The sequence below is a fragment of the Pseudonocardia sp. DSM 110487 genome (genome assembly GCF_019468565.1).
Classification (GTDB): Bacteria; Actinomycetota; Actinomycetes; order Mycobacteriales; family Pseudonocardiaceae; genus Pseudonocardia.
In genome coordinates this window covers 6145072-6166896 of record NZ_CP080521.1, presented here as the reverse complement: position 1 = coordinate 6166896, position 21825 = coordinate 6145072, and the positions used below count along the sequence as shown (strand labels likewise).

Below are 21825 nucleotides of genomic sequence, written 5' to 3'. Positions count from 1 at the left end.
CAGGTCCTTCCTTCAGGCGTGGGCGCGCGGCTTGCGCCCGCGGATGGCGGCTGGGTCGAGTGCGGCGCGGCGCAGTGCCCGGGTGATCTCGTGCCGCGGCGCGGCGAGGACGTCGCGGGTGGCCCCGGACTCCACGATCCGGCCCCGCGAGAGCACGACGATCTCCGTGGAGAGCTCGCGCACGACGCCGAGGTTGTGGGAGATCACGACGAACGTGAGGCCCGTTTCCTCCCGCAGCTCCTGCAGCAGGCGCAGCACCTGCGCCTGCACGGAGACGTCGAGGGCGGAGGTGGCCTCGTCGCACACGAGTAGCTCGGGGTCGCTGGCCAGCGCCCTGGCGATGCCGATGCGCTGGCGCTGGCCGCCGGAGAACTCGGCGGGCATGCGGTGGCGGGCGGAGTCGGGCAGGCCGACCCGGTCGAGCAGGGTGGCGGCCTGCGCGGCGCGCTCGGACTTGTTGCGCATTCCGCGCAGCGCGAGGGGCTCGGCGACGATCTCCTCGGCCGTCATGTGCGGGTCGAGCGACCCGTACGGGTCCTGGAAGATCATCTGGATCTTCCGCCGGAGGGGCCGCAGGGACCTCTCGGGCATCTGCGCGACGTCGGTGCCGTCGAGGAGGATCCGGCCCGAGGTCGGGGTGACGAGCCGCACCAGGCTGCGCGCGATCGTCGACTTCCCGGAGCCGGACTCGCCGACCACGGCGAGCGAGCCGCCCCGCGGCACCCGGAAGGACACGTCGTCGACCGCGCGGAACGGGCCGCCCTGGGTCGGGTACTCGACGACGAGCCCTTCGACGACCAGCTGATCGGCGGTCATGCCGTGGCCTCCTTCTCGTCGTCCCACTCGCCGAGGGCGGGCACGGCGGCGAGCAGTTCGCGGGTGTACTCCTCGCGGGGTGCGTCGACGACCTGCTCGACCTCGCCGGACTCCACGAACCGGCCGTCGCGCATCACGTGGATCCGGTCGGACACCAGCCGGGCGACACCGAGGTCGTGCGTGATCAGCAGGATCCCGATCCCGGTGCGCTCCTGCAGCTCCATCAGCAGGTCCAGGATCCCGGCCTGCACGGTGACGTCGAGGGCCGACGTCGGCTCGTCGGCGACGAGCAGGGCGGGCTCGCCGGCCAGCGCGATCGCGATGAGGACGCGCTGCAGCATGCCGCCGGACAGCTGGTGGGGGTAGGCGCTCCACTGCGACTCGGCCCGTGGGATGTGCACCTGCTCCAGCAGCGCGATGCCGCGCTCGCGGATCTGCGCCCGGGAGAACCCGCGGAGACGCAGTGCGTCGCCGAGCTGGCGGCCGATCGTGTGCACGGGGCTGAGCGCGGTCATCGGGTCCTGCGGGACCAGCGAGACCCCGCGCCCGCGGATGCTCCGGACGGCATCGGGTCGAGCGACGACGTCGACCACGTCGGAGATGCAGAAGCGCGCGGACCCCGACAACACGGCGAGTCCCGCGGGCAGCAGCCCGAGCAGCCCCATCGCGGTGGTCGACTTGCCCGACCCCGACTCGCCGATCAGCGTGACGGTCTCCCCGGCCCGCACGGTGAACGAGACGCCGTCCACCGCGCGGACGATCCGGTCGCCGGTGATCAGCTCGACCTGCAGGTCGGAGACCTCCAGCAGCGGCGCGCTCTTCGCTCGGCCTCGCTGACGCTCGGCCGGCGCTTCGCGCGGGCGCTGTGACATCGATTCGCTCGCAAGCTCGCTCATCCCTTCCCTCCCGACGTCCGAGGCCGGCGGGACCGGTCGCGCAGGCCGTCGCCCAGCAGGTTGACCCCCACCACGAGCAGCACGATCACCAGGCCGGGCAGGGTGGCCATCCACCAGGACGTCGTGACGTAGTCCTGGCCGTCGGACACGATCCGCCCCCAGGTGGCGAACGGTCGCTCCGGCCCGGCGCCGAGGTAGCTCAGCGCGCTCTCCAGGAGCACCGCCTGCGCCAGCAGGAGCAGCACCACAAGCGAGACCGGCCGGACGACGTTGGGCAGCACGTGCCTGGCCAGGATCGTGATGCGGTGCAGGCCGAGCACCCGCGCGGCGTCGATGTACGGCTTCCCCCGTTCAACCAGCACCAGCGAGCGGGTGAGCCGGAAGACCTCGGGCCATTGGGCCACGGCGATGACCGCGGTGATCACCGGCACGGACGAGCCGAACAGCGCGACGACGAGCAGCAGCATCATCAACAGCGGCAGCGCCATCTGGGCCTCGGCGAGCCGGGAGGCGACGCTGTCGACCCACCCGCCGAGGTAACCGGCGAGCGCCCCGAGGGCGAGTCCGATCAGCCCGGACGCCAGCACGGCGAGCAGCCCGACCAGTAGCGACACCTGGCCGCCGTGCAGCACCCGGGACAGCAGGTCGCGGCCGAGCTGGTCGGTGCCGAACAGGTGCCCGTCGGTGAGCGGGGGCAGCCGGCGCGCGGAGAGGTCCTGCGCGTCGGGACCGGGCAGGGGCAGCAGCGGCGCGATCACGACCGGCAGCACCACAAGGGCGGTACAGACCAGCCCGATCCAGGCCTTGATGCGCAGCGTCCTCGCCCGGCGTACGGCGGGCGCTGCGGCGCGCAGGGCGGGTGTCACCGCCGAGACGGCAGTCATGCGTTGGCCACCTTTCCGAGTCGGACCCGCGGGTCGAGCAGCGGGTAGGCGAGATCGACGAGCAGCTGCACGCCGATGGCGAGCGCCGCGGTGACGAGCACGGTGGCCTGGATCAGGGGGTAGTCCCGGGTCTCCAGGGCGCGCACGACCAGGGAGCCGACGCCGGGCCACGAGAACACCACCTCGACGACCACGACGCCGTTGAGCATCGCGGCGAAGCGGGTGCCGAGAGCGGTGAGCACCGGGATGGCGGAGTTGGCCATCGCGTAGCGCCAGATCAGGAAGTGCTCGCCGTATCCGCGGGAGCGGGCGACGGCGAGGTACGGCGAACCGAGCGCGCCGACCATCTCGCGCCGCACGAGCCGCGAGATGAGCGCGACCTGCAGGATCGCGATCGTCACGGTGGGCAGCACCAGCCCGCCCCACGTCGCGAAGCCGGAGGCGGGCAGGATCGGCACCGCCACGGCGAACAGGGTGAGCAGCATGATGCCGGTCCAGAAGTCCGGCATGGACTGGCCGGCGATCGTGACCAGGTTGCCTGCGAGCTCGCGCATGGTGTCGGCGCGCCGGGCCATCCAGACGCCGAGCGGCACCGCCACCACGGTCGTCAGCAGGATCGCCGACGTCGCCAGGGTCGTCGTGTACGGGAGCCTGCCCAACACGACGTCCAACGCGGGGGCCTGGAACGAGTAGCTGGTGCCCAGGTCGCCCTGGATCAGGTTGCGCAGGAACACGCCGTACTGCGTGAGCAGGGGCTGGTCGAGCCCGAACTGCGCGCGCACGCGTTCGAGGTCTTCGGTGGTGGCGCTCGGAGGGGCGTAGGCGGCGGCCGGGTCGCCGGGGGCGAGGCGGACCAGCAGGAACACCGTCGAGACCGTCAGGAACACGGTCAGCAGTCCCTGCCCGACGCGGAGGCCGAGGTAGCGCAGCATTCAGGCCTCCAGCCGGACGGACGAGATGTCGTAGGAGTTGGTGGGCTGCAGCGCGATGCCGCTGACCCGCTCCCGGCGGGCCAGGACGACGTCCGGGACGAACGCCCACAGGCACGGCCAGGTGGCCCAGATCGCGTGCTGCGTGTCGGCGAGCATCGCGAGCCGCCGGGTGGGATCGGGCTCGCGGGCCGCCGCGGCGAGCCCTGCGGCGATCTCGGGCATCACGTAGCCCTGGTAGGTGTCGCGGGTGGCTTCCTTCTCTGGGGTGCCGCCGTACATGCCCTGTAGCGACGTCGCGGCCTCGCCGGTGGGGCCGGGATAGCCGTTGCCGAGGATGTCCCAGTCGCCGCCGCGGCCCTGCCGCCACTGCTGGATGTCGCCGCCGGGCTGGAACTGCTGCAGCCGGGTGCGCACGCCGACGTCGCCGAGCATCGCCGCCACCGCCTCCATCACGGACGTGTCGGCGGGGAACTCACCGGACTCCCAGATGATCACGAGCTCCAGGTCCCGCACCCCGAGCGCGTCCAGGGTCTGGCGGGCCCGGGCCGGGTCGTAGCGGTAGCCGCCCGTCTCGACCGCGCCCACCAGGCTCGACGAGACCAGGCCCGTCGCCGGCGTGACCGAACCGACCAGCACCTGCTGCGCGAGCGCGTCGCCGTCGATCGCGTAGGTCAGCGCCTCCCGCACGCGCACGTCGGCGAGGGGGTGCCCGGCGGGCTTGCGGAAGTTGTAGAAGAGCTGGTTGGTCCGGGTGCTCGGCGAGCGCTCGATGACGACGCCGGGCAGGCCTTCGAGCTGCTCGGCGGAGTCGGGCGTGATGCTGTCGATGACGTCGAGCTCGCCGCTGCGCATCGCGACGACCCGGCTCGACTCCTCCGGCACGAACCGGACCTGCACGGACGCGAGCGACGGGCGCGGGCCCCAGTAGTTCTCGTTGGCCGCGAGGGTGTACTCGCCGGTGCCGCCGTTGGCCGCGACCACGCGGAACGGGCCGGAGCCGATGCCGTCGGTGAGCTGCTCGGGGCGGTTGGCCGCGGCCGGGGTGACCAGGATGTTGGCCATCAGCAGATCGAGCACTGGAACGGGCTCCAGCGTCTCGAGCCGGAACGTGCGCTCGTCGACCGGGTGGACGGTGGGCAGCTCGGGGAACAGGCCCGCGATGAACGAGCCGTTGACCTGGCCGTACATGCGCACCGCGGTGTCGACGTCGGCCACCTCGACCGGGCTGCCGTCCGAGTAGCGCACGCCGTCGCGCAGCCGCACCGACCAGCTGGTGGGGGAGGACTGCACGAACTCCTCGGCCAGCACCGGCTGCGCGGTCATGCCGGGCCCGATGGCGGTGAGGGCCTGCCGCACCGCCCGCTGCACGGTGACCGCGGCGTCGAACTGGTTGAGCTTGTTGTCCAGGCTCGCCAGGGAGCGGTTGAGCCCGAGCACCACGGTGTCGGGGCCGGGGCTGCCGGTCGGGCCTGCGCAGCCGGCGAGCGGAACCGTGGCCATGCCGGCCGCGGTGGCCAGGCAGAGGCGGAGCACCGAACGGCGGTCCAGCCGTGGTCCGGACGATCGATCAGGGGTCATCGTCGACCTCTCGAGGATGGCTGCCGAGAAGAGCCGCAACCGTCTCACGGCTGCGCGATATACGCAACGGCTTGGCTGCGCCGCGTGTTCTGTGCAGATTTGACCCCTCTGACAAGTGCTCTAGGTCACGATCTCGGCGGTACTGCGCGGTATGCGCACGGGTCGAACCGCTGGCCCGCCGCGCGGATCCGGATACGCTGTGCGTCATGTCACGGGTCAACGACGTCGGGGGGCAGTCCGGCTTCGGGCCGATCATCGTCGATGCGGACGAGCCTCCGTTCCACGCCGACTGGGAGGCGCGGGTCTACGCGCTCAACGTCGCGATGCTGCGGGCCGGGGTCTACAACCTCGACCAGTTCCGCGACGCGATCGAGCGGATGCCGCCCGCCGAGTACCTCGCGGCGTCCTACTACGAGCGCTGGCTCCACGCGATCGAGACGTTGACCGCGGGCCATGACACCGCTGGCCATGACTGAGCCCCGGTTCATGGCTGGCGACCGCGTGCGCACCACGACCGTGGACCCGCCGCACCACACCCGGCTGCCCCGCTACGCCCGTGGGCAGGTCGGTGAGGTGGTGGAGGTGCAGGGCACGTGGCCGCTGGCCGACGAACGGGCGCAGGGCTTGCCCGACGCGCGGGTGGAGCCCGTCTACACGGTCCGTTTCGCGGCCGAGGACCTGTGGGGGCCGCCGGGCGGGCACTGGGTGCAGGTCGAGCTGTGGGAGTCCTACCTGGAGGTGGTCGCATGAGTGGGCAGCACTCGAACTCCGAGATCGCCGTCCGCGTCCGCGGGCTGGAGGAACGGCTGATCGGCGCCGGCCTGACCAGCGACGAGCAGCTCGACGCCATCATCGGGCGGGTGTCGTCCGGGTCGCCCGCACACGGCGCCCGCGTCGTGGCGCGTGCCTGGGTCGACCCGGCGTTCCGCGAGCGGCTCCTCGCCGACGGGAACCGGGGGCTCGAGGAGCTCGGGTTCTCACTGAGCAGCGGGCCGCAGCCGCAGCGGTTCACGGTGGTGGAGAACACCCCCACCAGGCACAACGTGCTCGTGTGCACGCTGTGCTCGTGCTACCCGATCGCGCTGCTGGGGCCGTCGCCGTCCTGGTACAAGAGCGAGGCGTACCGGGCGCGCGTCGTCCGGGAGCCGCGGGCGGTGCTGGCGGAGTTCGGGCTGGAGCTGCCGGGCGACACCGAGATCGTCGTGCACGACACGAGCGCCGAGAGCCGCCACATGGTGCTGCCCATGCGCCCGGATGACACCGAGGGGATGGACGAGGCCGCGCTCGCTGCGCTGGTCACGAGGGAAGGGTTGATCGGCACCGCGGCGGCATAAAGCAAGATCACCACGCGTAACTCCGCCGTAACCGAGCGGTAGCGGTCGCCGATCTACAGTCTGGCCATTCTCGACAACGTTGATCCCTTCCTCGGGACCGCCGCGACCAGCCTTCCGCCCGCGAGCGGTCTCGCCGCCACGTGGTGGTGGCCGAAACCGCAGGTCGGCAACACCCACCCGGGTGCCACCTCGCCGCTGGGCATGGTGTCGGCCTGCGCCTACTCCGGGGCCTATCCCACCGGTTACGGGCGCTACAGCAAGAACACCGAGGGTGTGCCCGAGGAGATGTTCGAGACGCTGCAGGCGTCCGGTTTCACGCATTTCCAGCAGTCGGGCACCGGGGCGATCCGCAAGTACTACAACTACGTGCGGGTCACGCCGATGGTGCAGCCCCTCGACGACCTCGGCGAGGCGTGGGCCCTGCGCGACGAGACCGCGGCGGCCGGGTACTACGCCACCACCCTGGACACGGGGATCCACTGCGAGATCACGGTGGGCGAGAAGATCGCCGTCCACCGCTACACGTTCCCGGAGAGTCGCAGCGCCCGCGTGGTGGTGGACCTGTCGTGCGGCGGGCTGGCGATCGATCTCGGTCGCACGGTGCCGTTGCGGGCCCACGTGGAGAGCATGGGGCACGGCCGCGCGCAGGGCACTGTGGTGATGGAGGGGGTGCCGCTGTCGATGCACCTCGAGGTCCACTCGCCCGGCTGGCGGCAGATGCTTTGGCACGACCGCAGGCTGATCGAGGGCGGCACCCGGCTCGACTTCGACAGCATCCGGCAGACCACCCTGCGCCCGTTCGGGCTGCTGTTCATGGGCCCCGTCCGCGCCGGAGACGTCGTCGAGGTGCGCATCGGCTTCTCGCTGCGCGGCTGCGACCAGGCGCGCGAGAACCTGGACCGCGAGTGCAACGGCGCCGAGCCGGTCTTCGACGCGGTCCGCGCCCGCACCGCAACGCGCTGGGCCGAGCACATCGGTCGCGTGCAGGTCGACGGGGGCACGCCCGCCCGGCGGCAGGTGATGGCGACCGCGCTCTACCACTCGCTGATCAAGCCGTGCTTCGGCGACGACGAGAGCCCGTTCTGGCCCGCTTCGGGTCCGTTCGCGTTCGACATCTGCACGATGTGGGACCTCTACAAGACCCAGATCCCCCTGCTGCTGACGATCGCCCCGGCCCGGGCAACGGACCTGCTCGAATCGCTGATCCGGGTGTGCGAGGAGGAGGGCAACTTCCCGATCGGCTACCGGATGGCGCGCGGTGCGGACCGCTTCTTCCGGCAGGCCAGCGCCCTCGCGCACGCGACACTGGCCGACGCGCACGCGCTCGGGCTCCCCGGCATCGACTGGAGCTGGGCGCTCGTGCACATGGCCGACGACCTGCGCCGCCTCTACGGGGAGGACTTCTTCGAGCACGGCATCGTGCACCCGATCTCGCACACGCTCGACCTCGCGTACGGCCACCACTGCACGGCCACGGTCGCAAGGGCGCTGGGCGACAAGCGCCTTGCCGACGACCTGGAGTCGCGCAGCCGCTGGTGGGTCAACGCCTTCGACCCGTCGACGGGATTGCTGCGCGACTCGGAGTTCTACGAGGGCGGCAAGTGGAACTACTCGTTCCGGCTCGTGCACGACATGCGGGCGCGCATCGCGCTGGCCGGCGGCGACGAGGCGTTCATCGACATGCTCGACGCGTTCTTCGGGTTCGGTGCCGACCCGGTGAAGCAGCCCGGCCAGCGCCCTTCCGCCGAGGAGATGGCCGCGGGCTTCGCGCTCAACCGGTTCGAGGGGCTCAACAACGAACCGGACATGGAAGCGCCGTGGGCCTACCACTACGCCGGGCGGCCCGACCGCACCGCCGAGATCGTGCACGCGGCGCTGACCTGGCAGTTCGGCACGGGTGCCGGTGGCCTGCCCGGCAACGACGACTCGGGTGGCCTCAGCTCGTGGTACGTCTGGGCGTCGCTCGGTCTCTTCCCGATCGCGGGGCAGAGCCTGTTCCTGGTCAACGCGCCCGCGTTCGCCCGCGCCGCGCTGCAGGTGGCGGGGGGCGAGTTCGTGATCGAGACCAGCGGGCATCGCGAGGTGCCCGTCGGCGCGGACGGCATCGAGGAGACGCCGCCCGTGCAGTACGTCCAGTCGGCGCGGCTGAACGGGCGGCCCCTGCGGGCCACCCATCTCAGCGCCGCTGACGTGCACGCCGGAGGCGTGCTGCAGCTCGAGCTGGGGCCGGAGCCGTCTCCGTGGGGGAGCGCGGCCCGGCCACCATCCCTGTCCGACCGTGCGGGAGGTGGCCGATCATGAACGAACGCCGACTCGTGATCGTCGTGCGGGCCGATCCGGTGATCTGCGGTCACTCCGGAGAGGCCCGCAACCTGGCGGAGGTGGCGCTGCATCGCGGCTTCACCGACGTCCGGCTGCTCACGTGGCCGATTCCCGCGCTGCAGGCCGCGGGGCTGCCACTGAAACCACTGGACCGCCTGCTGCCCTATTCCGAGGGCATCACCGTGGAACGGCCAGAGCCCGTCGGCGACTACCGGGTGCCGGACGGCCGGTACCTCGCCGGGCTCACCGGGCGGCTCGTGGAACTGCTCGCCGAGCCGATCCCGACCACGTGCCTGTCGATGTACCTGTCACCGCACGCGAACGTCGTGGTCGACGCCGTTGCGTCCGCCCGTGCCGCCGGGTTCCCCGCGGACGTGCACACGATGGCGAAGGCCGTTGGCTCCGACGTCACGAACGTGATCACGTCCTGCCTGCGCGAAGGGCGGTTCGGCGCCGCCGCCGTCGTCCTGACGACCTACCTCGCGCACGACGAGGTACTGGCCGTGTCCGAGTTCACGCGCGACCAGATCGTCCTCGCCGCGGAGGCCGTCGACGCCCACTGCGGCACCCGCTTCGCCTGGGCCTGCCGCGACCGCGTCACCGTCAGCTACCCGCCGATCGACACCTCCGCCTACACCGATCTCGACCCTGCGGCGGTGGAGGCCGCGCTCGCCCGGCGCGGTCTCGAACGCGACGGCTACGTGCTCTTCCTGTCGCGGGTGACCCGGGCCAAGGGCGTCCACGACCTCGTGGCCGCCTACGCCGCGTCCCGGGCGCGGGATCGGGTGAAGCTCGTGATCGCGGGTACCGGGCCCGCGCTGCCCGAGGTCCGGGCACTGGCGGGAGACGACGAGCGGATCGTCTTCCTCACCGACGTGGACGACGACGAGAAGCCCCTCCTGATGCGCGGGTGCGCGACCTACGCCCTCCCCACGAAGCCCGAGCCCGACTTCGTGGAGACCTTCGGCATCGCCCTCACCGAGAAGCTGCTGACCGGCGGCGGGCCGGTGATCACCACCCTGACCGGCGGCACCGGCGAGGCCGTCGGCGACACGGCCGTGATCGTGGAGGCAGGCGACGTCGAGGCCCTGCGGGCGGCTCTGGACCGTGTCGTGCTGGAGATGCCCGAGCACGAGCGGGGCGGCCTGGAGCTGCGCGGCCGCGACCACGCCATGGCCTTCGACCGCGTCCGCGTCTTCGACCAGCTCTTTCGTGCCCCACGCCATGTGACCCTCGTCGATGGGACCGCGAACGCAGGGTGATCATCCGCAGTGCCTGCGCATTCCACGGAACTCGGAACCACCTCCGGAGGGCCTGACCCGCGCCCGAAGTATTGAGAGAGTGGGTCCATGACGACCTTCGCGAACCTGGACGTGCCGGCGCTGCTGGCGGAGCTGACGTTGGAGGAGAAGGCGTCGCTGTGCTCGGGCGCCGACTTCTGGCACACGAAGGCCGTCGAGCGCGCGGGCGTGCCCGCCGTGATGGTCACGGACGGGCCGCACGGGCTGCGCAAGCAGTCCACATCGGCCGATCAGGTCGGCCTCGCCGACTCGGTGCCCGCCACCTGCTTCCCGCCGGCCGTGGCGCTGGGCTCCTCGTTCGACGCCGGCCTGGTGGAGCGGGTGGGACAGGCGCTCGGCGCGGAGACGCGCACCGAGAACGTCGCGGTCCTGCTCGGGCCGGGCATCAACATCAAGCGCTCCCCGCTGTGCGGGCGCAACTTCGAGTACCTCTCGGAGGATCCGCTGGTCAGTGGGGTGCTCGGCGCAGCGCTCGTGCGGGGGATCCAGAGCGCGGGCGTCGGTGCGTGCGTGAAGCACTTTGCCGCCAACAACCAGGAGACCGACCGGGCGCGCGTCAGCGCCGAGGTCGACGAGCGCACGCTTCGGGAGATCTACCTCGCCGCGTTCGAGCGGGTCGTCAGCGAGGCGAAGCCGTGGATGGTGATGTGCTCCTACAACAAGGTCAACGGCACGTACGCCTCGCAACACCCGTGGCTGCTCACCGACGTCCTGCGCACCGAGTGGGGCTTCGACGGCGTCGTCGTGTCCGACTGGGGCGCGGTGAACGACCGCGTCGCCGCCCTGCGCGCCGGGCTGGACCTGCAGATGCCGGCGGCGGGCGGCCACGTCACCGACGCGGAGATCGTGGCGGCGGTGCGTGCGGGAGAGCTCGACGAGGCCGTGCTGGACCGCGCGGTCGAGCGGATCCTCACGCTGCTCGACCGCTCCCTGCCCGCGGTCCGCGAGGGCGGCACCTTCGACGCCGCCGCCCACCACGCGCTGGCCCGCGAGGCGGCGGCGGACTGCGCGGTGCTGCTGAAGAACGACGCGGTGGCCAGTGCCGATGGGAGCAGGGCCCCGCTGCTGCCGCTCGACCCCGCGGCCACGGTCGCGGTGATCGGCGAGTTCGCGCGCACCCCGCGCTACCAGGGAGCGGGCAGCTCGCAGGTCAACCCCACCCGCCTCGACGACGCGTGGACCGCGGTCCGGGAGGTCGCGGGCGACCGCGCGGTCTTCGCCGCCGGGTTCGGCCTCGACGACTCCGCGAACGACGAGGCGCTCCGTGCCGAGGCCGTCGAGGCCGCGCGCGCCGCCGACGTGGCCGTGCTCTTCCTCGGCCTGCCCGCGAGCGACGAGTCGGAGGGCTTCGACCGGCGGCACATCCGGCTGCCCTCGGCGCAGATCGCGCTGCTGGCCGCGGTGGCGGAGGTCAACCCGCGGATGGTCGTGGTGCTGGCCAACGGGTCGACCGTGCAGGTGTCGGACTGGGCCCACCACGCCCCCGCGATCCTCGAGGGCTGGCTGCTGGGGCAGGCGGGTGGCGGGGCGATCGCCGACCTGCTCGCCGGCCGGGCCAACCCGTCGGGCCGGCTGGCCGAGACCATCCCGCTGCGGCTGGCCGACAACCCGTCCCACCTCAACTTCCCGGGTGAGCTCGGGGTGGTGCGCTACGGCGAGGGCGTCTTCGTCGGCTACCGGGGCTACGACGCGCGCGAGCAGGAGGTGTCCTACCCCTTCGGCCACGGGCTGTCCTACACGAGCTTCGGCTACACCGATCTCGATATCACCGTCGACGAGCAGGGCGTGACCGTCGCGGCGACGGTCACCAATACGGGATCGCGGGACGGCAAGGAGGTCGTGCAGGTCTACGTGAGCCCTCCGGGGTCGGCCGTCGCCCGCCCGGTCCGGGAGCTGAAGGCGTTCGCGAAGGTCGCGCTGGCGCCGGGGGAGTCCCGGCGGGTCGACCTCACCCTGACCACCCGTGACCTGTCCTACTTCCACCCGGTGCAGGGGCGGTGGGTGCTCGAGGGCGGGGAGTACGACGTCGCCGTGGGCGCCTCCTCCCGGGACCTTCGCCTGAGCGCGACCGTCACGGTCGGCTCATCGGAGCCCGCGCCGCCCCTCGCCGAGGACGCCAGCCTCGTGGAGTGGCTGGCCCACCCGGTGGGCTCGCGGCTGCTTCAGGAGCGTCTTTCAGTGGCGGGCCCGAGCCTGCTCACCGATCCGGAGATGCACCACGTCGTGGGCAACTTCCCCCTCGCCAGGCTGGCGGCGTTCCCCGGGATGCCGATCACCCCTGCCGACGTGGAAGACCTGCGGAGGGCCGCACGCTGACTCGGATCAGGACGAGCGCGCGGAGCGGCCCCTGCGCGGGGCCGCCGAGCGGGGTGGCAGGGCGCGCATGTGGTCGCGGACGCGGGTCATGATGTCGCCGAGTTGATTCAGGTCCTCGTCCGACAGCGGGTCGAGCAGCATGCGGCGGACGACCTGGACGTGGCCGGACAGGACGCGGCCGAACAGGGCAAGGCCCTCCTCGGTGATGGCCACCAGGGTGGCGCGCTCGTCGTCGGGGCTGGGGGCGCGGGTGATGAGACCCGCCTTCTCCAGCAGTCCGGCCTGGTAGGTCAGGCCGCTGCGGCTGTAGACGACGCCGTCCGCCAGCTGTGTCATGGTCAGCGGGCCGCCCGCGTCGGCGAGCCGGGCCAGTAGCTGGAACTGCACGTAGCTGAGGCCGCCCTCGGCGCGCAGGTGCTGGTCGACCTGGTGCAGGAGCAGGCTGGCGGCTTCCGAGAGCGCGAAGTAGGCCCCTAGTTGCCGGGGATCGAGGCCCTCGGTCATCCCTCCATCATTCCTCACGCCCACTTGCTTCTAATTCGAAGCAGTGTGGTGAGCATCACGTTGCTTCGAGTTCGAAGCACGTTACCTTGGGATGTGTGCTTCGACTTCGAAGCAAATCTGGAGGAGAGATCATGAAGGCAGTGCGTTACCACTCCTACGGCGCCGGCGACGTGCTGGTCCAGGAGGAGGCGGACCGTCCGGTGGCGGGCCAGGGGCAGGTGGTGCTGCGGGTGGCAGGCGCCGCGTTCAACTTGCTGGACGCCGCGATCCGCGCGGGCAAGCTGGCGGAGGTGTTCCCGGTGGCACTCCCGCACGTTCCGAACTACGACGTGGCCGGTGTCATCACCGAGGTCGGCGCGGACGTGAGCGGCTGGAGCGTCGGCGACGCGGTGGTGGCGTTCCTGCCGCCGAACGCGCCCGGTGGGGCTGCCGAGTACGTCGCCGCGCCCGCTGAGGCGCTCGCCGCCGCCCCGCGCACGGGCGAGCTCGCCGATGCGGCGGCGCTGCCGTCGGTCGGGCTGGCGGCCTGGCAGGCGCTGTTCGAGCACGCCGACCTGAAGCCGGGGCAGAGCGTCCTCGTCGACGGCGCGGGCGGCGCGGTGGGCGGCTACGCCGTCCAGCTCGCCGCGAAGGCCGGCGCGACCGTGACCGCGGTCGCCGGGCCACGCAGCCACGACCGCGTCCGCTCCTACGGCGCGGACCGGATCATCGACTACACCACCACCCCCGTCGGCACAGCGCTGGCCGGGCGGCGGTTCGATGTGGTGCTGCATCTGGCGCCCACCAGCCCGGACCTGGTGCCCACCAGCCCCGAGGAGATCGCGCAGCTGGTGGACCTCGTCGCCGATGGCGGAGCGTTCATCAGCACGACCACGCCCGGCCCGGAAGATGCCGGACGCGGCGTGCGGACGGTGCGGATGTTCACGCGCAGCGACGCCGCCCAGCTCGCCGAGCTGGTCGCCCGCGTCGACGCGGGAGATCTGAAGATCGAGGTCTCCGAGCGGCGGCCGCTTCACGAGCTGGCCGCCGTCCACAACCAGGCCGCCGCCGGGCGGCTGGCCGGCAAGACCGTCCTGATCCCCTGAACGCCTAACCACCGGCGGGCTGCCTTGGCGACGAGCAACGTGGGTAATCGGCCTACGCATCGTCGTTCGCGCAAGGAGATCCGGTGGCTCTGCCCAGCATCACCGCCGTCGCCCGTCGAGCGGCGGAAGCCGCCGTGAACGTCACCGTGGCCGGCGTCGGGGTGACCGCGGGCCTCGTGGCCGGCACGGCCAAGGTCGGCACCGGCACCGCCGTGGCCGTCGCCGGCGGCTCGATGCGGCTCGCACGCAGCGTCGCGGTCGAGGGCGTCCGGTTCGCCGGCACCGCGGTGACCGGCTCGGACCCGCTGGCCGATGGTCGGCCGGAGCGGGTGGCGGAGGCTGCCCGGGCACTGTTCGAGCCGTCCGAGGAGCGGCACCACCGCCGGGTCTGGGTCGACGGCGGCCACGCGCACGTCGAGCTGGCCGAGCCGGCGGTCGAGGGCGGCGATGAGGTTCGGCGCACGCTTCGCCGGCAGCTCGAGCGGTTGGAGGGTGTCGAGTGGGCGACCGTGAACGACGTCGTCGGCCGCGTCCTCGTCTCGTTCGACCAGCGGCGGATCCGGCTCGAGGACGTCCTCGGCGTGGTGACCGCGATCGAGCAGGCACGCGGCGGGCAGCACGTCTTCCCGCGCCACGACGAGCACCCGGCCGACCTCGAACCGCTACTGGCCGCGCTCGTCACGGCTGCCGTCGACACGGCCGCGATCGGGGTGGCGTTCGCCGGGAAGGTCCTCCCGGTGCCCGCGCTCACCCGGCACGCGACCCTCCTGCTCGCCCTGCTCGACCAGCAGCGTTGGCTCACCGATCGCATCACGGCGCGGATCGGGCCGACCGGCACCGATCTCGTGTTCACCGGCGCGAGCGCCCTGCTCCACGCGCTCACGCAGAGCCCGACCGTTCCGGCGCTCAACGCGGCCGCGGCGTACGAGCGGGCCCTCGAAGTGTTGGCTCGGCGCAGCGTGTGGCGTCGCCGGGAACCGGAGCTGTGCCGGCCGGATCTGGTGGCCGAGTCCGGCGAGCCGATCCCGCCCCCGGGGGAGCGGCCGGTCCCGCTCCCGCCCGGACCGATCGAGTCGTACAAGTCGACGCTCAGCCCCACGTCGCTCGCGGCGGCGGCCGGCCTGCTCGCGCTGACCCGCGAGCCCGGGCGGTCGGCGGACCTGCTCAAGGCGCTGACCCCCAGGGGCGCGACGCTGGCCCGGGAGTCGTTCGCGTCCGTGCTCGACCTGCTGATGTGCCGGCGCGGGGTGCTCCCCATGGACGGCTCGGCGTTCCGTCGCCTGGACCGGATCGACACCGTCGTCCTCGATGGCGGCGCACTCTGCACCGGTCCGCCGATCGTGGTGCGGGCGACCGCCGAGGCAGAAGGCCGGGACGACCAGGCGATCTGGGCGACCGCGGCCCGGCTGCTTGGCGGGTCCGACCGCAGGGGCGACGTTCGGCTGGGCCCGCCCGAGCCGTCGCCGGACGCGCCCGGAGGCGAGATCAGGGCGGTGTTGGACGGTGACCAGCGCCTCGGGACGGCCGTCGTCGCCCCGGAACCGGATCCGCACGCCGAGGCGCTCGTCAAGGCCGCGACCAGCGCCGGTCACCGGGTCGTGCTCACCGAGCACGCCGGGACGCACGAGATCGCCGGTCTCGCCGACGAGGTCGCGCCGACGGGCGAGCCACTCGTGGACACCGTGCGGCGGCTGCAGGGCGAGGGGCGCGGCGTGCTCGTCGTGTCCGTTGCGGACGGTCCGGCGCTGATGGCGGCGGACGTCGGCGTTGCCTCTGTCCGCACCGACTCCGCGCCGGCATGGGGCGCCGACCTGGTGACCGGGCCCGGTCTCGCCGACGCGTGCCGCGTCGTCTCCGCCACCGAGCAGGCCCGCGAGATCAGCAGGCGAGCGGTCAACGGCGCGATCACCGGCAACGTCCTCGGCGCCCTGCTCGCCGCGGTCGGCGACCCACGCCGCGGGCAGGAGGAAGCCGTCACACCCGGCAAGCTGGCCACCGCGGTGCTGATGGCGCGCGGGGCGTGGGAGGCGGTGCGGCTCGACGCCCAGCCTCCGCCGCCCGCGACGGTGCACACACCGTGGCACGCCCTCGACCCCGAGCAGGTACTTTCCCGCCTGGGCGATCGGCCGCGGGAGGCCGACGGCAGGCGGGGCCTGCTCCTGCCACTCGTGTCCGGGCTGCCCGTCGTCCGGTGGCCCGCCCGCTTCGGACGTACGGTCGCATCCGAGCTGAACGACCCGCTGACGCCGATCCTGGGCACCGGGGCCGTGGCAACGGCGATCCTCGGGGAGATCACCGACGCCGTACTGGTCGGCGGCGTGGTGGTCGGCAACGCGCTGATCAGCAGCATGCAGCGGATGCGAGCGGAGACGGCGCTCGAGTCGTTGCTGCTGCAGCAGGAGGTGGTGGCGCACCGCGAGGTCGACGGTCGGCGCGAGGACGTACCGGCAACCGCGCTCCGCGTCGGGGACGTCCTGTTGGTGGAGGCCGGGGACGTGGTGCCCGCCGACGCGCGGCTGCTGGAGGTGTCCGACCTCGAGGTCGACGAGTCCAGCCTGACCGGTGAGTCGCTCTCGGCCACCAAATCGCCGGAGCCCACGCCCGGCGCGGACGTCGCGGACCGCACGTGCATGCTCTTCGATGGCACGACCGTCGTCGCGGGCACCGGGCGGGCCGTCGTGGTGGCGACCGGCGACGCGACCCAGGCGGGACGGGCGGCCACCGCCGCCGGAACGGCGCCGCCACCGGCCGGGGTGCAGGCGCGGCTGGGCGAGCTCACCCGGGCCGTGCTGCCGGTGACCCTCGCCGGCGGCGCCCTCGTCGCCGGGCTCGGTGTGCTCTGGCGGCGACCGCTGCGGGAGGCCGTCGGGGCGGGCGTCGCGGTGGCGGTCGCCGCGGTGCCGGAGGGGCTGCCGCTCGTCGCGACCGTCGCGCAGATGGCCGCCGCGCGCCGGCTCTCCCGGCGCGGGACCGTGGTGCGCAGCGCCCGGGTGCTGGAGGCGCTCGGCCGGGTCGACACCGTCTGCTTCGACAAGACCGGCACCCTGACCGAGAACCGGTTGCGGGTGGTCCGGCTGGTGCCGGTCGGCCGGGACGGCGGGGTCGGCGAGGACGGGTTGCTCCGGCTCGCCGCCTCTGCCGTCGGGAGCGGCGACGAGCAGGCACACGAGACGGACCGGGCGGTCGTGGAGGCGGCGGCGGAGCACGGGGTGCTCGCGTCGGACGAGCCGGAGACGAGCCTTCCGTTCGGCACCGGGCGCGGGTTCTCGGCGGCCGTCCGCGACGGGCACCTGGTGGTCAAGGGCGCGCCGGAGGTGGTCCTGCGCCGCTGCACCCGCGCGGGCGCCGCGCAGGAGCGGGCGCAGAAGCTCGCCGCGGAGGGACTGCGCGTGCTGGCGGTGGCCGAGCGGGAGATCGGGCAGGTCCCCGATGACCTCGACGAGGCCGCGCGGAAGCTCACCCTGCGCGGGTTCGTCGCCCTCGCCGACACGGTCCGCGGATCGACCGTCGCCGCGGTGGAGCAGCTGCGGGCCGCCGGTATCCGGGTGGTGGTGGCCACCGGCGACCACCCGGAGACGGCGTCGGCGATCGCGGCCCAGGCGGGTGTCCCCGGCGCCGACCGCGTCGTGACCGGCGCCCAGCTCGCCCGCGCCTCCGAGGCCGAACGCGCCGAGATGGTGCGCGACGCGGCGGTCTTCGCCCGGCTGTCGCCGGAGCAGAAGCTCACGCTGGTCGCGGCGCTGCGCCGGGCCGGGGCCACGCTCGCGATGACCGGTGACGGGATCAACGACGCAGCCGCGATCCGGCTCGCCGACGTCGGCATCGCGGTGACCAGCACCGAGTCGCCTGCTGCGCGCAAGGCCGCGGACGTGGTGCTCACCGACATCGACCTGACCCGCCTGGTGGACGCGATCGCGGAGGGCCGGGCCATGTGGTCGAGGGTGCGCGACGCGGTGTCGGTGCTCGTCGGCGGGAACGCGGGCGAGGTGGCCTTCACGGTCCTCGGCACCGCGTTCGGCGGCCGGTCTCCGCTGGGGACCCGGCAGTTGCTGCTGGTCAACATGCTCACCGACATGTTCCCGGCGCTGGCCGTCGCGGTGTCGTCACGCCGCGGCGCGAGCGGCAACGGCGAGGGCGGACCCCTGGCCGGCCATCCGCTCAGGGATGTGTTGCTGGCCGGCCCGCACCGCGGCTTCACCCGCTCGGTCCGGCAGATGGTGCTGGTCCGCGGCGCCGCGACGGCGGCAGGCGCCACCGGAGCGTGGGCGGCGGGTTCGCTCACCCGCTCCGAGCGCCGCGCGAGCACGATGGGGCTGGCCGCGCTGATCACGAGTCAGCTCGGCCAGACGGCGTGGGCCGGTCGGCACAGCCCGCTTGTCCTGGCGACGGCCGCGGGCTCGCTCGTCGCGCTCGCCGCCGTCGTGCAGACGCCGGGGCTGAGCAGGTTCTTCGGCTGCACGCCGCTGGACCCACTCTCCTGGCTGGTCGTCCTGGGCTGGGCCGGGGCCGCGACGGCGGGGGCCGAGGTCGTTCCGCGCGTGCTCCGCGCCTCGCGGAACCGAGGTGGCGCGCCCCGTGCCCTGCCCGTTCCACGAGCGGCGGACCGGTGATCGGGCTATTCCGCGCGCGCCGCCCACACGGAAGCGCCCTGCCAGTCGATGGCCACGCATGGCTCGTCGCCAACGACCCATGCGTCGTGTCCCGGCGGCAACGACGTGATCTCGCCGGGACCGGCGTCGAGCTCGGTGCCGTCCGCCATCGCGACGTGGATGTGCCCGCTCACCATGTACTGCTGGTGCGGGGCCATGCACAGGTCGGTGCCTGCCACCGGCTTCACGTCGTTGGACCATTTCCAGCCCGGCTGCAGGGAGATCCGGCCGACCTGGGCACCCCCGGCGAGGTTCACCAGCTCCATCCGCCAGTTCGTGCCCTCCCGGACCTCGTCCGGCTTCTCGAACGACACGTGCTCCAAAGGTTGCGTAGCCGTCATGACGGGCCTCCCGGATCTGCGTTGGTCGTCGGAGGGCGGCCGAACCTACGCCGGGGCCCGATCGCCAGCGAGCGACCGAACGGGTGGATTACCGCAGGTCAGGAGGCGTGCACCGGCCGCGACGTGCTATCCGGGCGTGTGATCGACGGCCGGGACGGGGATCCAGGCGGGGTGCTTCGCTGCCCGGTTGTCACCCGACGACCGGCCACGGAGGCGGCGGCCGATCCACGGCAGCACGTGCTCGCGGTAGTACCGGGCCTCGGCGAGCAGCCCGCGCGCAGCAGCCGATCCCGAGCTCGCCGCCTGGGCCGCCGGGCCCTCGCCGAGCGCCGCGAGCACGAGCTCGGCCACCCGCTGGTGGCCCGCGCCGTTCAGGTGCAGCCGGTCCGCCGACCAGTACTGGGGGCGGCGGATCTCGATGTCGTGGAAGACGTCGACGAACTCCAGCCCGTGTGCGGCCGCCAGTGCCGCGATGCCCGCGGTGAGCGCAGCGGCGCGCCGGTGGATCCTCCGCCCGAAGGGGAGCCGGTCCGACGGGTCGGCGCCGCTGATCAACACGAGCCGCACGCCCGTGTCCGCGCAGCGTCGCACTGCCCGTTCGGTCAGATCGACCAGGCTCGCCACGTCGCCGCCCGAGCGCAGCATGTCGTTGCCGCCGCCGTTCAGCGTGATCAGGGTCGGGGCAGGCGTGAGGGACAGCGCCGCCTCGAGCTGCTCGGTCACGATGGGCGCCAGCAGGCGCCCGCGGACCGCGAGGTTGGCGTACCGCACGTCGCCGCGATGCGTGGCCGCGAGACCCGCCGCCACCCGGTCTGCCCACCCCAGCACGGCCCCGTCCGGGAGCTCGTCGCCGACCCCCTCGGTGAAGCTGTCGCCGATCGCCACGTACCGCACCGCACCTCCTCGCATGACAACGCAACCACCAGTTGACCACGATGGGCCGATGGACCTCGAGTTCGGTCTCTTCGACTGGCGCCATCGCCCTCGGTGTTCATCGCGGCTGCGGCGCGGATCACCGAGCGCATCCGGCTGGCGCCCACCACGTGCGTCGTGCCCGCCGGTGCCGCGTCAGGCGACGCCGGGTAGGTAATCGGGACTGCTGCGGCGCCACTCGAGCGGGATGGGCCGCGACTGTCCGACCTCGGAGCCGAGCCTCGGCAGGTCCGTCTGTGGGACCGTGTCGGTGGCGGCCGGCTCCTTTCCGAGGTTTGCCGGCCTCGTCGAGGAGGCGCGGCGAAGATGAAGTACGCACTGGTGATCTGGCACGGTGAGGAGCACTCGGAGTCGCCGGATGAGATCGACGCGTGGCCGGGGCACCAGGCATGGCTCGCCGACGTACAGGCGCGTGGCATGTTCAAGGGCGGTGCCCGGCTGCGGCCGACAGCGACGACGAAGGTGCAGGTACGAGGTGGTGAGACACTCGTGTCGGATGGGCCGTACGCGGAGACCAAGGACCTGATCGGCGGCTTCATCGTGATCGAGTGTGCGCATCTGGACGAGGCGATCGAGGTCGCTGCGGGGCATGCGTTCGCCGCGTTCGGCACCATCGAGGTCCGGCCGGTGTGGGAGTAGCCGACGCGATCGAGGCGGCAGTCGCCGAGGCTTTCGCCAACGAGTGGGGACAGGTCGTCGCGACGCTGATCCGGGTGACCGGCGACTGGGACCTGGCGGAGGACTGCGCGGCGGACGCATTCGCGGTGGCACTCGAACGGTGGCGTCGCGACGGCGTGCCGCGCAGCCCGGGTGCCTGGCTCACCACGACGGCGCGGAACCGCGCGGTCGACCGCCTCCGACGTGAGGTGAGTGGGGCGGCGAAGCAGCGGGAGGCGGCCGTTCTGGCTCGTGCCGTCGACGAGCCGGAGGAGCCGGACGAGGTGCGGGACGACCGGCTGCGGCTGATCTTCACCTGCTGCCATCCCGCGTTGCCGTTCGAGGCGCGGGTGGCGTTGACGCTGCGGACGCTGGTCGGGCTGACGACCGTGGAGATCGCGCACGCGTTCCTGGTGCCGGAGCCGACGATGTACCAGCGGCTCACCCGGGCGAAGAAGAAGATCCGCGAGGCGGGCATCCCGTACGAGGTGCCGCCTGCACACCTGCTGTCGAAACGGCTGAACGCGGTCCTCGCGGTGGTCTACCTGTTGTTCAACGAGGGGTACGCGGCCAGCACAGGCGCCGGCTTGGTGCGGTCGGACCTCAGTGCCGAGGCGATCCGGCTGGCCCGGTTGCTGGTGCGGCTGTTGCCCGAGCCGGAGGCACGGAGCCTGCTCGCGCTGATGCTGCTGCACGACGCGCGGCGCTCGACACGTGTCGACGCGGCGGGTGCTCTGGTCACGTTGGACCAGCAGGACCGCTCGCGCTGGGACAGAGCCAAGATCGCCGCGGGGCTGCGTCTACTGCCGGCCACACCTGGCCCGTACCAGCTCCAGGCGGCGATCGCGGCTTGCCACGCGACAGCCGCGAGCGTCGAGACGACCGACTGGCTGCAGATCGTGCGGCTGTACGACGACCTGCTCGCACTCGCCCACTCGCCGGTGGTCCGGCTCAACCGCGCGGTCGCCGTCGCGATGGTAGATGGCCCTGCGGCCGGGCTCGCCCTGGTCGAGGAGCTGGCCGCGTCGGGCGAGCTCGACGGCTATCACCTACTGCCGGCAACGCGCGCGGATCTGCTGCGCAGGCTGGGCGCGAAGGAGCGGGCCGCCGAGGCCTACCGCCACGCGGTGGCGCTTGCCCCGACCGACGTCGAGCGCGCCTACCTCGAGGCGCGGCTGAACCAGCTGTAAAAGATCTTCGGCCGCGATGTCGAATCTCGCGGCCTCCCGCTCGTCGGTGGGCGAGTCCGATCGACGAGGGAGTTCGAAACGGAGCAC

18 protein-coding genes are annotated in these 21825 nt (G+C 72.8%); 10 read left to right on the top strand and 8 right to left on the bottom strand.

The window, feature by feature from the left end; all coding sequences use genetic code 11:
* Positions 1-12: 12 nt before the first annotated feature.
* The 5 genes from K1T35_RS28685 to K1T35_RS28665 are packed head-to-tail and all read right to left on the bottom strand — an operon-like array spanning position 13 to position 5106.
* Positions 13-816 (bottom strand): dipeptide/oligopeptide/nickel ABC transporter ATP-binding protein, encoded by an 804-nt coding sequence (locus K1T35_RS28685; RefSeq protein ID WP_220254919.1) that lies wholly within the window; start codon positions 814-816, stop codon positions 13-15.
* Positions 813-1712 (bottom strand): ABC transporter ATP-binding protein, encoded by a 900-nt coding sequence (locus tag K1T35_RS28680; RefSeq protein ID WP_255620836.1) that lies wholly within the window; start codon positions 1710-1712, stop codon positions 813-815. The genes K1T35_RS28685 and K1T35_RS28680 overlap by 4 nt, the downstream gene beginning before the upstream one ends.
* On the bottom strand, positions 1709-2596 hold the full coding sequence (locus K1T35_RS28675; protein ID WP_220254918.1) for an ABC transporter permease: 888 nt from the start codon (positions 2594-2596) through the stop codon (positions 1709-1711). The genes K1T35_RS28680 and K1T35_RS28675 overlap by 4 nt, the downstream gene beginning before the upstream one ends.
* Positions 2593-3528, bottom strand: coding sequence for an ABC transporter permease (locus tag K1T35_RS28670; protein ID WP_220254917.1), 936 nt, complete (start codon positions 3526-3528; stop codon positions 2593-2595). Before K1T35_RS28670 ends, K1T35_RS28675 begins: the two co-directional genes overlap by 4 nt.
* Positions 3529-5106: an ABC transporter substrate-binding protein gene (locus K1T35_RS28665; RefSeq protein WP_220254916.1), complete on the bottom strand. Its 1578-nt coding sequence runs from the start codon at positions 5104-5106 to the stop codon at positions 3529-3531.
* 206 nt (positions 5107-5312) lie between these two features.
* Here K1T35_RS28665 and K1T35_RS28660 point away from each other — a divergent pair, with 206 nt between their 5' ends.
* The 6 genes from K1T35_RS28660 (at position 5313) to K1T35_RS28635 (ending at position 12379) form a co-directional block, all read left to right on the top strand.
* Positions 5313-5582 carry an SH3-like domain-containing protein gene (locus K1T35_RS28660; protein ID WP_220254915.1) on the top strand — a complete coding sequence of 90 codons (270 nt, stop codon included), beginning with the start codon at positions 5313-5315 and terminating at the stop codon, positions 5580-5582.
* Positions 5575-5856, top strand: coding sequence for an SH3-like domain-containing protein (locus K1T35_RS28655; protein WP_220254914.1), 282 nt, complete (start codon positions 5575-5577; stop codon positions 5854-5856). Before K1T35_RS28660 ends, K1T35_RS28655 begins: the two co-directional genes overlap by 8 nt.
* On the top strand, positions 5853-6440 hold the full coding sequence (locus K1T35_RS28650) for a nitrile hydratase subunit alpha (RefSeq protein ID WP_220254913.1): 588 nt from the start codon (positions 5853-5855) through the stop codon (positions 6438-6440). Before K1T35_RS28655 ends, K1T35_RS28650 begins: the two co-directional genes overlap by 4 nt.
* Positions 6441-6491: 51 nt before the next feature.
* The gene (locus tag K1T35_RS28645; RefSeq protein WP_370645523.1) at positions 6492-8741 is read left to right on the top strand and encodes a glycoside hydrolase domain-containing protein; all 2250 of its coding nucleotides are present in this window, start codon (positions 6492-6494) and stop codon (positions 8739-8741) included.
* Entirely contained in the window at positions 8738-10024 is a 1287-nt protein-coding gene (locus K1T35_RS28640) for a glycosyltransferase (RefSeq protein WP_220254911.1), read from the top strand. The genes K1T35_RS28645 and K1T35_RS28640 overlap by 4 nt, the downstream gene beginning before the upstream one ends.
* A gap of 87 nt (positions 10025-10111) precedes the next feature.
* Complete coding sequence (locus K1T35_RS28635; RefSeq protein WP_220254910.1) at positions 10112-12379, top strand: glycoside hydrolase family 3 C-terminal domain-containing protein; 2268 nt, start codon at positions 10112-10114, stop codon at positions 12377-12379.
* 6 nt (positions 12380-12385) lie between these two features.
* Here the strand turns inward: K1T35_RS28635 and K1T35_RS28630 are convergent, their stop codons facing one another.
* The gene (locus tag K1T35_RS28630; RefSeq protein WP_220254909.1) at positions 12386-12883 is read right to left on the bottom strand and encodes a MarR family winged helix-turn-helix transcriptional regulator; all 498 of its coding nucleotides are present in this window, start codon (positions 12881-12883) and stop codon (positions 12386-12388) included.
* A 131-nt stretch (positions 12884-13014) separates the two neighbouring features.
* On the opposite strand from K1T35_RS28630, the gene K1T35_RS28625 reads away from it, so the two are divergent.
* Positions 13015-13968 (top strand): NADP-dependent oxidoreductase, encoded by a 954-nt coding sequence (locus K1T35_RS28625; RefSeq protein WP_220254908.1) that lies wholly within the window; start codon positions 13015-13017, stop codon positions 13966-13968.
* Between the two features lie 83 nt (positions 13969-14051).
* Positions 14052-18578, top strand: coding sequence for a cation-translocating P-type ATPase (locus K1T35_RS28620; RefSeq protein ID WP_220254907.1), 4527 nt, complete (start codon positions 14052-14054; stop codon positions 18576-18578).
* A 5-nt stretch (positions 18579-18583) separates the two neighbouring features.
* Here K1T35_RS28620 and K1T35_RS28615 read toward each other — a convergent pair whose 3' ends face one another.
* Entirely contained in the window at positions 18584-18958 is a 375-nt protein-coding gene (locus tag K1T35_RS28615; protein ID WP_220254906.1) for a cupin domain-containing protein, read from the bottom strand.
* A 126-nt stretch (positions 18959-19084) separates the two neighbouring features.
* Complete coding sequence (locus K1T35_RS28610; protein WP_255620835.1) at positions 19085-19852, bottom strand: SGNH/GDSL hydrolase family protein; 768 nt, start codon at positions 19850-19852, stop codon at positions 19085-19087.
* A 345-nt stretch (positions 19853-20197) separates the two neighbouring features.
* Between K1T35_RS28610 and K1T35_RS28605 the strand changes: the two genes are divergently transcribed.
* Positions 20198-20530: a YciI family protein gene (locus K1T35_RS28605; protein ID WP_220254904.1), complete on the top strand. Its 333-nt coding sequence runs from the start codon at positions 20198-20200 to the stop codon at positions 20528-20530.
* Positions 20521-21738 (top strand): RNA polymerase sigma factor, encoded by a 1218-nt coding sequence (locus tag K1T35_RS28600; protein ID WP_220254903.1) that lies wholly within the window; start codon positions 20521-20523, stop codon positions 21736-21738. Before K1T35_RS28605 ends, K1T35_RS28600 begins: the two co-directional genes overlap by 10 nt.
* The last annotated feature ends 87 nt before the right edge of the window (positions 21739-21825 follow it).